The 13,264-nt window shown below is 60.8% G+C and carries 10 protein-coding genes; 5 read left to right on the top strand and 5 right to left on the bottom strand.

Annotated elements, in window-relative coordinates:
- The first annotated feature begins 123 nt into the window (after positions 1-123).
- The 5 genes from ligA to BM267_RS11535 all read left to right on the top strand — a co-directional run bounded on the left by ligA (position 124) and on the right by BM267_RS11535 (position 8,108).
- Positions 124-2,496: an NAD-dependent DNA ligase LigA gene (gene ligA / locus BM267_RS11555; RefSeq protein WP_074780565.1), complete on the top strand. Its 2,373-nt coding sequence runs from the start codon at positions 124-126 to the stop codon at positions 2,494-2,496.
- Entirely contained in the window at positions 2,493-3,458 is a 966-nt protein-coding gene (locus tag BM267_RS11550; RefSeq protein ID WP_074780568.1) for a tRNA dihydrouridine synthase, read from the top strand. The genes ligA and BM267_RS11550 overlap by 4 nt, the downstream gene beginning before the upstream one ends.
- Before the next feature lie 139 nt (positions 3,459-3,597).
- Positions 3,598-4,938 (top strand): spinster family MFS transporter, encoded by a 1,341-nt coding sequence (locus BM267_RS11545; RefSeq protein WP_074780572.1) that lies wholly within the window; start codon positions 3,598-3,600, stop codon positions 4,936-4,938.
- Positions 4,939-4,997: 59 nt separating this feature from the next.
- Entirely contained in the window at positions 4,998-6,182 is a 1,185-nt protein-coding gene (locus BM267_RS11540) for an acetyl-CoA C-acyltransferase (RefSeq protein ID WP_036990471.1), read from the top strand.
- Between the two features lie 126 nt (positions 6,183-6,308).
- Complete coding sequence (locus BM267_RS11535; protein ID WP_036990469.1) at positions 6,309-8,108, top strand: acyl-CoA dehydrogenase; 1,800 nt, start codon at positions 6,309-6,311, stop codon at positions 8,106-8,108.
- 195 nt (positions 8,109-8,303) lie between these two features.
- On the opposite strand, the gene BM267_RS11530 is transcribed toward BM267_RS11535, so the two are convergent.
- The 5 genes from BM267_RS11530 to BM267_RS11510 all read right to left on the bottom strand — a co-directional run bounded on the left by BM267_RS11530 (position 8,304) and on the right by BM267_RS11510 (position 13,212).
- Positions 8,304-8,828: a methylated-DNA--[protein]-cysteine S-methyltransferase gene (locus tag BM267_RS11530; protein ID WP_074780574.1), complete on the bottom strand. Its 525-nt coding sequence runs from the start codon at positions 8,826-8,828 to the stop codon at positions 8,304-8,306.
- Between the two features lie 138 nt (positions 8,829-8,966).
- The gene (surE, locus tag BM267_RS11525) at positions 8,967-9,758 is read right to left on the bottom strand and encodes a 5'/3'-nucleotidase SurE (protein WP_036990465.1); all 792 of its coding nucleotides are present in this window, start codon (positions 9,756-9,758) and stop codon (positions 8,967-8,969) included.
- A gap of 133 nt (positions 9,759-9,891) precedes the next feature.
- Positions 9,892-10,941, bottom strand: a complete 1,050-nt coding sequence (locus BM267_RS11520) for a phosphotransferase (protein WP_036990463.1) — start codon at positions 10,939-10,941, stop codon at positions 9,892-9,894.
- Positions 10,942-11,036: 95 nt separating this feature from the next.
- Positions 11,037-11,801, bottom strand: a complete 765-nt coding sequence (locus BM267_RS11515) for an SDR family NAD(P)-dependent oxidoreductase (RefSeq protein WP_036990461.1) — start codon at positions 11,799-11,801, stop codon at positions 11,037-11,039.
- Between the two features lie 214 nt (positions 11,802-12,015).
- Positions 12,016-13,212 (bottom strand): acyl-CoA dehydrogenase family protein, encoded by a 1,197-nt coding sequence (locus BM267_RS11510; protein ID WP_074780577.1) that lies wholly within the window; start codon positions 13,210-13,212, stop codon positions 12,016-12,018.
- Between the last annotated feature and the right edge of the window lie 52 nt (positions 13,213-13,264).

Genomic DNA, 13,264 nt, shown 5'->3' with positions numbered 1-13,264 from the left:
CCAGCGAAACCTCGCCGGCCAGTATTGATCCGGCGACAACCTCAAGCCCCGTCAGCTCAGCCTCCCGCCCCCTTATCCTGCTACAATCACACCCTCGTTCCACCTCCGATGATTTGACCGACCATGACCGTAATCCCCGACCCGGCCCTGCGTGCGAAAGAGCTGCGCGAAACGATCGACCAGCATAATTACAGCTACTACGTACTCGACGAACCCACGGTGCCCGATGCGGAATACGATCGCCTGTTCACCGAGCTGCGGGCGCTGGAAGAGGCCAATCCGGACATCATTACGCCCGACTCGCCCACCCAGCGGGTCGGCGGCATGGCTTCATCGGCCTTCGGCCAGGTGCGCCATGACGTCCCCATGCTCAGCCTCGGCAATGCGTTTCAAGAAGCCGATATGCGCGATTTCGACCGCCGCGTACGACGCTCGCTGGATCTGCCGGAAGGTGATCTGTTGGACCAGGGCACCGCTGTCGCCTATTGCTGCGAGCCCAAACTCGATGGCTTGGCGCTCAGCCTGCTGTACGAAAATGGCGTGCTGACCCGCGGTGCCACGCGGGGCGATGGCACTACCGGCGAAGACATCACTGCCAACGTGCGTACCGTGCGTAACATCCCCTTGAAGCTGCGCGGTGAAGGCTGGCCGGCGGTGCTTGAAGTGCGCGGTGAGGTCTACATGACCAAGGCCGGTTTCGAGCGTCTGAACGAGAGCGCCCGCGAAACCGGCGGCAAGACCTTTGCCAACCCGCGCAACGCTGCTGCCGGTTCGCTACGGCAACTGGACTCCGGCATCACCGCCCAGCGGCCGCTGGAATTCTGTTGTTATGGCGTCGGCCGCTTTGAAGGCGAGTTGCCGAATACCCAGGTTGGCATTCTGCATCGGCTGCGTGACTGGGGGTTGCGGATCAGCCGTGAACTGAAGCTGGTTGAAGGCATCGATGGGTGTCTGGATTATTACCGTGATATTGGTGAGCGTCGCAACAGTCTGCCCTACGAGATCGACGGCGTGGTGTTCAAGGTCAATGACCTGAGTTGGCAGCGGGAGCTGGGCTTTCGCGCTCGGGAGCCGCGCTGGGCGATTGCCCACAAATTCCCCGCCAGCGAGGAAATGACCGAGTTGTTGGATGTGGAATTCCAGGTTGGACGCACCGGTGCGGTTACCCCGGTGGCACGACTGAAGCCGGTGCAGGTCGCTGGTGTCACCGTTTCGAATGCCACCTTGCACAATATGGACGAGGTGCAGCGGCTGGGCGTGATGATCGGCGACACGGTGATCATTCGCCGGGCCGGTGATGTCATTCCCCAGGTCATGCAGGTGGTGACCGATCTACGACCGGCCGATGCACGGCCGGTGCTGGTACCCGAGCACTGTCCGGTATGCGGCTCGGCGGTCGAGCGCACTCAGTTGATCAAGCGCGGACGGGGCAAGCAGACGGTGACCGAGGGCGCGGCTTATCGCTGTGTCGGCCGGCTGGCCTGCAAGGCGCAGTTGAAGCAGGCGATCATCCACTTCGTCTCCCGGCGGGCGTTGGATATTGATGGCCTCGGTGACAAGATCGTTGAGCAATTGATCGAGCGGGAGATGATTGCCTCACCCGCCGACCTCTATGCGCTGACCTACGACCAGGTGATTACGCTGGAAGGCTTCGCTGAAGTATCGACCAACAATCTGCTGTTGGCCATCCAGCAGAGCAAGCAGGTCAGTCTGGCGCGCTTTATCTATGCGCTGGGTATCCCCGATGTGGGCGAAGAAACCGCCAAGTTGTTGGCCCGGGCTCTGGGCACGCTGGAGCGGATTAGCCAGGCGCGGGAGGAGGTGTTGCAGTTCCTGCCGGAAATCGGTGCCGAGGTTGCCCATGAAATCACAGCGTTCTTCGAGGATGAGCACAACCGAACGGTGATCAGCAAGTTGCTCGAGCGGGGAGTGCAATTGCAGGATGAGGGGCAACTGGCTGCGGAGTTCGCTGCCAGCGTCGGCCTTGATGAGTTCCTCGCCCGGCTGGAAATTCCCTCGGTCGCGCGCACCAGTGCCCAGCGACTGGCGGAGCGGTTTGGCAGTCTGACCGCCATCATCGAGGCAGACTGGTTGGACCTCAAGCAGGTGGAACGGCTCAATGAAAAAGCCATCAAGAGCCTGCGCGAATACTTCCAGCAACCCGAGCAACGCCAGCAGGTACTGGCTATCGAGCAGCAATTGCGGGACTTCGGCATGCACTGGGACAGCCCGAAGGCCCGGGGGGCGGAACTGCCCCTGAGCGGTCAGACCTGGGTGCTGACCGGAACCCTGGAAGCTTTCTCCCGGGATATCGCCAAGGATCATCTGGAAAGCCTCGGTGCCAAGGTTGCCGGCAGCGTATCGGCCAAGACCCACTGTGTGGTGGCTGGCCCCGGCGCCGGTAGCAAACTGGCCAAGGCTGAGCAACTGGGCGTGGCGGTGATGGACGAGGCCGGACTGCTAGAGCTGCTCGCCGGTCACGGCCTCAAGCCATGAAGCACGGCATCATTCTTGCGCCAATGGAGGGGCTGGTGGATGCGCCGCTGCGCGATATCCTGACCCGTATCGGCGGTATCGACCGCTGTGTCAGCGAATTTATCCGGGTGACCGAGGGGCCGCTGAATGTCGGCAGCATCCGCCGCATCGTGCCGGAAAGCCTGCATGGCTGGAAGACCGCAGCGGGAGTGCCGGTGCATCCACAACTGCTTGGCTCCGACCCCGACTGGCTGGGGCACAATGCTGCGCTGCTGGCTGAGTTGGGTGCGCCGGCGGTGGACCTGAATTTCGGCTGTCCGGCCAAGACCGTCAATCGCCATCGGGGTGGCGCCACCTTGCTGCGCGAGCCGGACACGCTGCACCGGATCGTTGCTGCCGTGCGGGCGGCAGTGCCGGCAGACATACCGGTCACCGCCAAGATGCGCCTGGGTTACAGCGATACCAGTCTGACCCTCGAATGCGCCAGCGCTCTGGCTACCGCCGGTGCGGCGGAAATCGCCGTGCATGCGCGCACCAAAGTGGAAGGGTATAAACCTCCGGCGCATTGGGAATGGCTGGCGCGGGTGCGTGAATCAGTGAGCGTGTCGGTGATCGCCAATGGCGACGTGAACGATGTGGCCGACTACCAGCGCATCCGGGAAATCAGTGGCTGCGAGCAGGTGATGATAGGCCGTGGTCTGGTTGCCTGTCCGGATCTGGGCCAAGGCATCCGCGCGATGCACCGGAGCGCACCGCCTGTGTTGATGAGCTGGAGCGATCTGCGGCCGTGGTTGATCGACTTCTACCGCCAGGTACGCCTGCGCACGGCCGATCGTCATGCTCCGGGGCGGCTCAAGCAATGGCTGGGGTTTCTGGCGCGTAACTATCCGGAGGCACAGCTGCTGTTCGACCAGGTTCGTCGCCAGACCTGCGCCGATACTCTGCAGACATTGCTGGAAACAGGCGCAAGAGAGGCGGCGTGATGTTATTTTTTGAGGCGGTTATAGCTCCAGATGATAGTTCCGCATCGTATTTGCTGATGTAGTATTTTCGAAATCGACTTTCGCACTGCGAACTTGGTAGTCTTCGATAAGGTTTTTGTCGACGCCACGGAGTGCGCTAGTGATAGATAAGAATAGCTACCCAACTACAGCTCGTGCCTGGATCACTGTGGCCATTCTGTTGATGGCTTATGTGTTGTCGTTTATCGACCGCCAGATACTGAATCTGCTGGTCGGGCCTATCCGGGCGGACCTGGGTATTTCCGATACGCAGATGAGCCTGTTGATGGGCTTGTCCTTCGCTATCTTCTATACTATTGCCGGTATCCCCCTGGGGCGGGTGGCTGACAGCCGCAGTCGTCGCGGGCTGATCGCCTGGGGCATCCTGTTCTGGAGTTTGATGACCGCTGCTTGCGGCCTGGCCAAGCAGTACTGGCACTTCGTGGTGTTCCGTATCGGCGTGGGTGCCGGCGAGGCGGCGTTGTCGCCGGCGGCCTATTCCCTCATGGCTGACAGCTTCCCACCGGAAAAGCGCGCCACCGCTATCAGCGTCTACTCCATGGGTATCTATCTTGGTGCCGGTCTGGCGTTTCTGCTGGGCGGGATCGTCATTACCTGGGCCAATGCGCGCGGTGACATGGTGCTGCCGCTATTGGGCACGGTGCGACCCTGGCAGATAATCTTCCTGGTGCTGGGCGCTGTGGGCGCACTCTTCTGCCTGGTGTTGCTGGCCATTCGGGAGCCGACCCGCAAGGGTGTGGGCGCTGGTGTGGCAGTGCCACTGAAAGAAGTGGGCGCGTATCTGCTGAGCATCCGCAAGGCCGTGATCTGCCACAACTTCGGCTTCGCCTGTCTTTCGTTCGCTTCCTACGGCGCCTCGGCATGGATTCCCACCTTCTTCATCCGCAACCATGGGCTGACTCCGGGTGAGGTAGGTATCTATTATGGCTCGCTGGTGATGGTGGCTGGTTCACTGGGGATCGTCTTTGGTGGGCGTCTGTCCGATTACCTGTCACGCCGTGGCTACAAGGATTCGAACATGCGGGTAGGGGTGCTTGCTGCCTCGCTGACACTGCTCTGCAATGTGGTCTATCTGGTCGATAACATGACCCTGCTGTGGATCATCATGTTCTTCAATGTCTTCACCGTGGCGATGCCGTTCGGTGTCGCGCCGGCAGCGATCCAGGAAGTGATGCCCAACGCCATGCGTGGGCAGGCATCGGCCATCTATCTGTTCATCATCACCCTGATCGGCCTGGGTATTGGCCCGACTGCCGTGGCACTGGTGACCGACTATGTATTCCAGGATGATTACGCCATCCGTTATTCGATTTTCTGGGTAGCCAGCATCATTACCCTCGGATCCGTGGTGCTGCTATGGATGGGGATCAAGCCCTACCGAGAGGCGCGCGAGACGCTCGCCGCCTGGGGCGCCCGGCAGGAACAGGAACAGGCGGTCTGAGCCGCCATCATTCGACTTGCGCGCCTGCGGGCGCAGTGTTTGAAAATAGGAGCTGAACCATGACTGATGCAGTAATCGTATCCACGGCCCGTACCGGCCTGGGCAAATCCTACCGCGGTGCGCTGAATGACACTCACAGTGTCGACCTGGCCGGCTTCGTTATCGAGGAAGCGGTAAAGCGTGCCGGCATCGATCCTGCGCTGGTTGAGGACGTGATCCTCGGTGCCACCTTCCATGAAGGTGCCCAGGGCAAGAACATGGCCCGCCTGGCGGCCATCCGTGGCGGCCTGCCGGTAACCACCGCCGGTATGTCGATCAACCGTTTCTGCAGCTCGGGCCTGCAGTCCATCGCGATTGCCGCCCAGCGTGTGATCAGCGAGAAGGTTCCCGCCATCGTTGCCGGTGGTGTTGAATCGATCAGCCTGTGCCAGAACGACAAGCTCAATATGTTCCGCGGCACCAACGAGTGGATCAAGCGCAATAAGCCTGAGCTGTACCTGTCCATGATCGAAACCGCCGATATCGTGGCTGCCCGCTACAATGTCAGCCGTGAGTCTCAGGACGAGTACTCGCTGATCAGCCAGCAGCGTGTGGCTGCCGGTCAGGAGTCGGGCAAGTTCGATGACGAAATCGTACCGTTCACCACCAGCATGAAAGTGCAGAACAAGGAAACCGGCGAAGTCACCGACCAGCAGGTTACCCTGACCCGTGATGAGTGCAACCGTCCGCAGACCACGCTGGAAGGTCTGGCCGGCTTGAACCCGGTGCGTGGCCCCGAGCATTTCGTGACTGCCGGTAACGCCAGTCAGCTGTCCGACGGTGCCTCGGTCTGCACCGTGATGAACGGCAAGGTTGCCGAGCAACTGAACATCGAACCCATGGGTATCTTCCGCGGCTTCGCGGTTGCCGGTTGCGAGCCGGACGAAATGGGTATCGGTCCGGTCTTCGCGATTCCGCGTCTGCTCGAGCGTAACGGTCTGAAGATGGACGATATCGGTCTGTGGGAGCTGAACGAAGCCTTCGCTTCCCAGGTAGTGTACTGCCGCGATCGTCTGGGCATCCCGATGGAAAACCTGAACGTCAACGGTGGTTCCATTGCCATTGGTCACCCCTATGGCGTCACCGGCTCGCGTCTGACCGGCCACGCATTGATCGAAGGCAAGCGCCGTGGCGTCAAGTACGTGGTCGTGACCATGTGCATCGGCGGCGGCCAGGGCGCTGCCGGTCTGTTCGAGATCGTATAAGGCAGCTGTAAGCGTTAAGTTGTCGCTGCAAGCAAACCCGGGCCTATGCTCGGGTTTTGCTTTTGGATTTGCTTTTGAGCTTTTTCTGCATCTTGCCGCTTGAGGCTCAATGCCGGAGGATTTGCCATGTCACAGAAGATCATCAATACCGACGATCTCGCCTTTCTGTTGTACGAGCTGCTGGACGTCGAGCGTTTTACCGAATTCCCCCGTTATGCTGATCATAGCCGCGATACCTTCGACGCGGCGATCGAACTGGCGCTGAAAGTCGGTGCTGAGACCTTTGCCCCGCATAACCACCTGTGCGATGGCGATGAGCCGCGTTTCGAGAACGGCAAGGTGGTGATTCGCCCGGAGGTCTCCGAAGCATTGGCGGTACTGCGTGATACCGGGCTGATGGCAGCTTCGCAGGATTATGAGCGTGGTGGCATGCAGTTGCCGTCGGTGATTGCCCAGACCTGTATTGGTCTGATCAAGGGCGCCAACGTCAGCACCCAGGCCTATGCCGGGCTGACTATCGCTGCCTGCAACCTGATCATGGCCCACGGCAGCGAGGAATATAAACAGCGCTTCGCCGAGCCGATGATGGCCGGACGCTTCTTCGGCACCATGTGCCTGACCGAGCCTCAGGCCGGTTCCTCGCTGGCGGACATCAAGACCCGGGCGGTACCGGCGGGTGACGGCAGTTATCGTATCACTGGCAACAAGATCTTCATTTCCGCCGGTGATCATGAACTGAGCGAGAATATCGTGCATCTGGTACTGGCCAAGCTGCCAGACGCTCCGCCTGGGGTGAAGGGTATTTCGCTGTTCATCGTGCCCAAGTTCATGGTCAACGAGGACGGCAGTCTGGGCGAGCGCAATGATGTAACCCTCGCTGGCCTGATCCACAAGATGGGCTATCGCGGTACCACCTCGACCATGCTCAACTTTGGCGAGCAGGGCGGGGCGGTGGGGTATCTGGTTGGCGAGCCGCACCAAGGGCTGGCGCAGATGTTCCACATGATGAACGAGGCGCGCATCGGGGTCGGGCTGGGATCGGCAATGCTGGGCTATACCGGTTATCTGCACGCCCTGGAATATGCCCGTGAACGGCGCCAGGGTCGACCGCTCAAGGAGCGCGACCCGCAGAGCCCGATGATCCCGCTGATCCAGCATGCCGATATTCGTCGCATGTTGCTGGCGCAGAAATCCTTCGTCGAAGGCGGTCTGGCGCTCTGTCTGTATGCAGCAACGCTATCCGATCAGAAGAAATATGCGGAAGATCAGCAAGTGCGTGAGGAGTCCGCCGGCCTGCTGGATCTGCTGATTCCCATCGTCAAGTCCTGGCCATCGCAGTTCTGTGTCGAGGCCAACAGCCTGGCGATTCAGGTGCATGGCGGTTATGGCTACACCCGGGAGTATCCGGTTGAGCAGTTCTACCGCGACAATCGCCTGAACCCGATCCACGAAGGCACCCACGGTATCCAGGGCCAGGATCTGTTGGGGCGCAAGGTGGCGATGCAGGATGGGCGTTTCTATCGGGCGCTGGTCCAGAACATCAGCAATACCCTGAGTGAATGCGCCGGCCATGCGCAACTGGAAAGCTCGCGGGCGCTGCTGGCCGAGGCGTTGGATACGCTGCAGGCGGTGACCGAGTCGCTGCAGGCCTTGCGCCGCGAAGATCCGGAGCGCGCCCTGGCCAATGCCTATCTGTACATGGAGTGCTTTGGCCATGTGGTGGTGGGCTGGATATGGCTGCGCCAGGCCCAGACCGCACTACGCGGGCTGGAACAGGGCGGGCCGCGTACAGCGGCGTTCTACGAGGGTAAGCTCAGAGCCTGCGAATACTTCCTGCGCTACGAACTTCCCAAGCCGCTGGCGCTGGCCAAGGTGCTGGGCGAGGCGGACCGCACCACGCTGGATATGCCCGAAGGCTGTTTCTGAGAGTGCCACTTGAATTCTCGGCGAAGGCCGAGAATTCAGTCTGGTGCCGGGGTGCGGAGTCGTCGGTGGATCTTTCGCCTCGGCGTTGGCGGCCTGCCTCGCCCTAACTCCTGCATCCATGTCGTTCGCAAAGGGTGGCGGGGCAAAACGGCAGTGTGAGAGAGCCGGTGCGACACCGCAGCCGTATATTGGATATCAGCCTGCCAGCTGGCGCTCCAGCTCGATGAGTTGCTGTTTGCGCTCTACACCCCAGCGGTAGCCGGAGATGCCGCCGTCGCTACGCAGCACACGATGGCAGGGCACGACAATCGCCAGCGGGTTGGCTGCACAGGCGCCGGCTACGGCGCGCACTGCAGCTGGTTTGCCAAGCCGTCGGGCCAGCTCGGTATAGCTGATGGTCTGCCCGGCCGGGACCTTGGCCAGTTCGCCCCAGACCTGCTGCTGAAAGTCGCTGCCGAAGGCGTTGAGCGGCTGCTGCATCTGCAACCGCCCCAGGGGTTGATCCACATAGCGCAGTAACGCCTGCAGGTCAGCGCCGAGCGCTGCATCATCCTGGGTCAATGTCGCGCGAGGAAAGCGGCGCTGCAGGTCAGCCATCATGGTCTGCTCATCATCACCCAGCAGAATCGCGCAGATACCGGTTTCGCAGCCCGCCAGCAACAGGCTGCCGAGCTTGCATTGGCCGAGGCTGTAACGAATATGATCGGGAAGGCTGTGCATGGCTTGCTCCTGGGTTGGATGACAAGACCATCTTATTACCGGCTGGAAGGTTAAGGAACCTCCGCAGGCGCGGAGGTGGATCAGCGGTCGCTCGCCCTGCAGGTAGCAATTGCTGCAGGTGCGACCCAGGGCGTTGGCTCAGGTATCGATACCCATCTCGCGTGCCATGTCGTTGGTATCGATTTGCCAGTCGGCGGCAATATCCCGCTCCAGCCGCAAGGGCGACATGCCGATCAGGCCTTCCCGCAGGGCGCAAACATCGCTTTCCGGCGCTTCGACCCGTTCGGTCTGGCGACGGAAGCCCATCCAGTAGTACGGGATGTCACGGGTATCACGTCGCGCTTCGATATTGACACCGCCGATGCTGCCGCGGCGCGGTCGGCAAATGGCAACACCTTTCACCTGTTGGGGCGTCATTGCTGGAAAGTTGACGTTCATCGCGCAATCTTCCGGCCAGCCACGTTGCAGCAGTTGGCGCACCACCACGGGCCCAAACTGGCGAGCGGTATCCCAGTGCGCCGGGACGCCGCGATGATACGCCTGACTCAGGGCAATGGCCGGTATGTTCAGCAAAGTGGCAGTAAGCGCACCACCAATGGTGCCCGAGAACGCCACCGAGTCGCTGAAATTGGCGCCGTGGTTAACACCTGACAACACCAGGTCCGGCGGCTCGGGCATCAGTTCGGACACGCCTAGCAGCACACAATCACTGGGTGTGCCGCTGACGCTGAATCGGCGTTCGCCAAAGGTATGCAGGCGCAGCGGATGATGCAGGGTGACGGACATGGAAACGCCGCTCTGATCCAGGTCGGGTGAGACGATCCAGACTTCCTCGGCAATTTGCGCGGCAATTTCCTCCATGACCTTGAGACCGGGCCCGCGCCAGCCATCATCATTGGTGAGCAGAACGCGCTTTACGGGTTTGGACATGAAAGTACCTTTTGGAATTTTGTTGTGGCGTATGGAGGGTTATACCTGCAGGTAGCAGCTGTTAATGTGTGAAAGCTTTTGTGGGAGCGGCCTTGGCCGCTCCCACAAAGCAAAGCAGCTGTCACATGGACATCTACTTCCGCTGGGCGATTTCCCAGCCGGTATCGGCCAGCAGGCTGGCACGCTTACCGACCTCAAGAGCGTCAGCGTTGCTGGCGTTGCCCTGCAATGCCCGGTGGTACACGCCCTGGACAATCGCGGCCAGGCGGAACAGCGAGAAGGCAAGGAAGAAATTCCAGTTGGGGATTTCCGTGCGCCCGGTGAACTCGCAGTACCAATCCAGCACCTGCTGTTCCTCCGGCACGTTGTAATCCTTCAGATTCAACCCCTTCAGGCCACGCATCCCTTCAAAGCCGGTATTCTGGTGATAGGGCAGGCAGCAGTAAGCCAGATCGGACAGCGGATGGCCCAGGGTGGCGAGCTCCCAGTCAAGAATGGCGACGACCTCTGGGCGCTCGGGATGCAGGATCAGGTTGCCGATCCGGAAGTCGCCGTGGGCGATAGTCGTTACATCATCCTGCGGCGCGTTTTCCGGCAGCCAGGCCATCAGTGCATCCATGGAGGGCATGTCACCCGTGCGGCTGGCCTCGAACTGGCCGCTCCAGCGTTTGATCTGGCGCGCAACGTAGCCTTCATGCCTGCCGTAGCTTTCCAGGCCGACCGCTTTCCAGTCAACATTGTGCAGCTTGGCCATGGTCTCGATCATCGAGCGATGAATCGGCATGCGCTGTTCAGCGGATACCTTTTCCAGCAGTGGATGGGAATGCACCCGGCCTTCAACGTGATCCATGATGTAGAAGGGTGTGCCGATCACGTCGGGATCTTCACACAGCAGGCGGGCGGTGGGCACGGGTACATCGGTGCTGCCCAGTGCGCTGATGACCTGGTACTCACGCTCAACCATGTGTGCGGATGGCAGCAACTTGCCCGGCGGCTTCTTGCGCAGCACGTAGCGGTTCTCGCCGATGCTCAGCAGGAAGGTCGGGTTGGACTGTCCACCCTGAAACTGTTGAATGGTCATGCCGTGCTCGGCGCCCGGTATGCGTCCTTGCAGGTAGGCGGCCAGTTTCGCTTCATCGAAACGGTGGGCCGACAGTACATCGATCAGGGTGGCTTCGCTCATGTAGAAGATCCGTGGTATCTGTTTTTTGATTGGATGTAAAGCCTGCCACCCCGGCGGCAAATATGCCAGGGGGCAGACTGGTTACCGTAGGCAGCTCAGGTAATGGTATCGCCGCCATCAGCGACGATGGTCTGGCCGGTGACATAGGCGCCGGCCGAGGAGGCCAGGAACAGCGCCACGCCAGCGATATCAACGGGCTCGCCGACCCGGCGCAGCGGCAGGGATTGCTCGACGCGGGTCAGGCGATCCGGATCGTCCAGCAGAGCCTGGGCAAAATCGGTACGGATCAAGCCGGGAGCGATGGAGTTGACGCGGATGTTCTGCGGGCCATACTCCAGCGCCAGGTTGCGTGCCAGTCCGGCTTCGGCGGCTTTGGACATGCCATATACACCGATATTGGCGCTGGCACGGATACCAGCGATGCTCGACAACAGCACGATGGAACCGCCACCCAATCGAGTCATCTGCGGGATGACCATGTTGCACAGCCAGAAAGTGCCCTTGACGTTAGTCGCCATGATCTTGTCGAAGGCTTCATCGCTGACGTTGGCAGTCGGTCCGTAGACCGGGTTGGTGGCAGCGTTGCAGACCAGAATATCAATCTTGCCCCAGGTATTGATGGTGGTGTCGACCAGATTCTGCAGCTGAGCCTTGTCACCCACATGGCAGGGGATTGGCATGGCTTCCAGACCCTGGGCCTGCAGTTCACCGGCGACTTTTTCGCAGGCATCGGCCTTGCGGCTGGAAATGACCACACGGGCACCAGCCCTGGCAAATTCTTCGGCGATCGAACGGCCGATACCCTTGGTGGAACCGGTGATGACGGCGACTTTGCCGGTCAGGTCAAAAAGAGTGCTCATGGGCAGCTCCTGTTCGGAAATAAATGGATTCGGTGCTGGCCGCATTGGCTGGCCTGGCGGCCAGCGTCGCGGCGAGGGCGCCCCTCTCAGCTACTCTCACTCGCTTGCTTGCACTTGCCGTGGGAGCAGTCTTACGGGTGGGGCGGTCTTGACTGCAGATTTACTGCCAGTCCATTCGCAATCAAGACCGCTCCCACGGGGCTCGCCGTGCTGGTTACAGGTACTGCCCCATCTCCAGCTTGGCGATGCTATTCAGGTGCACTTCATCCGGGCCATCGGCCAGGCGCAGGGTGCGGGCCTTGGCGTAGGCCGAAGCGAGGAAGGAGTCCTGGCAGACACCCTTGGCGCCATGGACCTGGATGGCACGATCGATGACGTTGCACAACATGGTCGGTGCTACTGCCTTGATCATGGCGATCTGCTGGCGAGCGACCTTGTTGCCGTGCTTGTCCATGCTGCGCGCGGCATGCAGGGTCAGCAGGCGGGCCTGGTCGATCTCGCAGCGCGAGCGGGCAATCATTTCCGGCACGCTGCCCAGCTTGTACATCGGCTTGCCGAAGGCAACACGCTCAGCGGCGCGGCGGCACATGGCTTCCAGCGCGCGCTCGGCCTGGCCGATGGCACGCATGCAGTGGTGAATCCGGCCTGGCCCGAGGCGACCCTGGGCAATCTCGAAGCCGCGACCTTCACCCAGCAGGATGTTGGATACCGGTACGCGGACATCCTCGTAGCGAATTTCGGCGTGGCCGTGGGGCGCATGGTCGTAGCCGAACACATGCAGGTCGCGGACGATGGTCACGCCCGGGGCATCCAGCGGTACCAGAATCATGCTCTGCTGCAGGTGCTTGGGTGCATTCGGGTCGGTTTTGCCCATCACGATGGCAATCTTGCAATGCTCGTTCATGGCTCCAGAGGACCACCACTTGGTGCCATTGATCACATACTCGTCGCCCTCACGGCGGATTTCGCATTCGATGTTGGTGGCATCGGAAGAAGCGACGTCCGGTTCGGTCATGGAGAAGCAGGACCGGATTTCGCCGGCCAGCAGCGGCTTCAGCCACTGTTCTTTCTGCGCGTCGTTACCGTAACGCTCAATGGTTTCCATGTTGCCGGTATCCGGCGCGTTGCAGTTGAATACCTCACCGGCAAAGGACACACGGCCCATGATTTCGCACAGGTGGGCGTATTCTTCGTTGGTCAGGCCGGCGCCGCGCTCGGACTCAGGCAGAAACAAATTCCATAGGCCCTGGGCTTTCGCCTTCTGCTTCAATTCCTCCAGAATGGCCGGGTGGGACCACTTGCTCTGCTTGACCTGCTCGTAGAACAGCGCTTCGTTGGGATAAATGTGCTCGTCCATGAAGGCTTCGAGCTGTTGTTTCAGTTCCTGAATTCGCGGGCTGAGATCGAACATAATGGGTCCTTGAGCAGTCGGAGTAATTTGAACCATAACGTGTGTAGGTTGA

It is taken from the genome of Halopseudomonas bauzanensis (genome assembly GCF_900114735.1).
GTDB lineage: Bacteria > Pseudomonadota > Gammaproteobacteria > Pseudomonadales > Pseudomonadaceae > Halopseudomonas > Halopseudomonas bauzanensis.
Note: the sequence above shows the minus strand (reverse complement) of the source record. Positions and strands in the feature narration are given on the sequence as shown.

Coding starts and splice junctions, on each gene's coding strand:
- BM267_RS11520 (WP_036990463.1), bottom strand. CDS start 10,941: ATGAGCGAAGCCACCCTGATCGATGTACTGTCGGCCCACCGTTTCGAT.
- surE (WP_036990465.1), bottom strand. CDS start 9,758: ATGTCCAAACCCGTAAAGCGCGTTCTGCTCACCAATGATGATGGCTGG.
- BM267_RS11515 (WP_036990461.1), bottom strand. CDS start 11,801: ATGAGCACTCTTTTTGACCTGACCGGCAAAGTCGCCGTCATCACCGGT.
- BM267_RS11510 (WP_074780577.1), bottom strand. CDS start 13,212: ATGTTCGATCTCAGCCCGCGAATTCAGGAACTGAAACAACAGCTCGAA.
- ligA (WP_074780565.1), top strand. CDS start 124: ATGACCGTAATCCCCGACCCGGCCCTGCGTGCGAAAGAGCTGCGCGAA.
- BM267_RS11540 (WP_036990471.1), top strand. CDS start 4,998: ATGACTGATGCAGTAATCGTATCCACGGCCCGTACCGGCCTGGGCAAA.
- BM267_RS11550 (WP_074780568.1), top strand. CDS start 2,493: ATGAAGCACGGCATCATTCTTGCGCCAATGGAGGGGCTGGTGGATGCG.
- BM267_RS11530 (WP_074780574.1), bottom strand. CDS start 8,828: ATGCACAGCCTTCCCGATCATATTCGTTACAGCCTCGGCCAATGCAAG.
- BM267_RS11535 (WP_036990469.1), top strand. CDS start 6,309: ATGTCACAGAAGATCATCAATACCGACGATCTCGCCTTTCTGTTGTAC.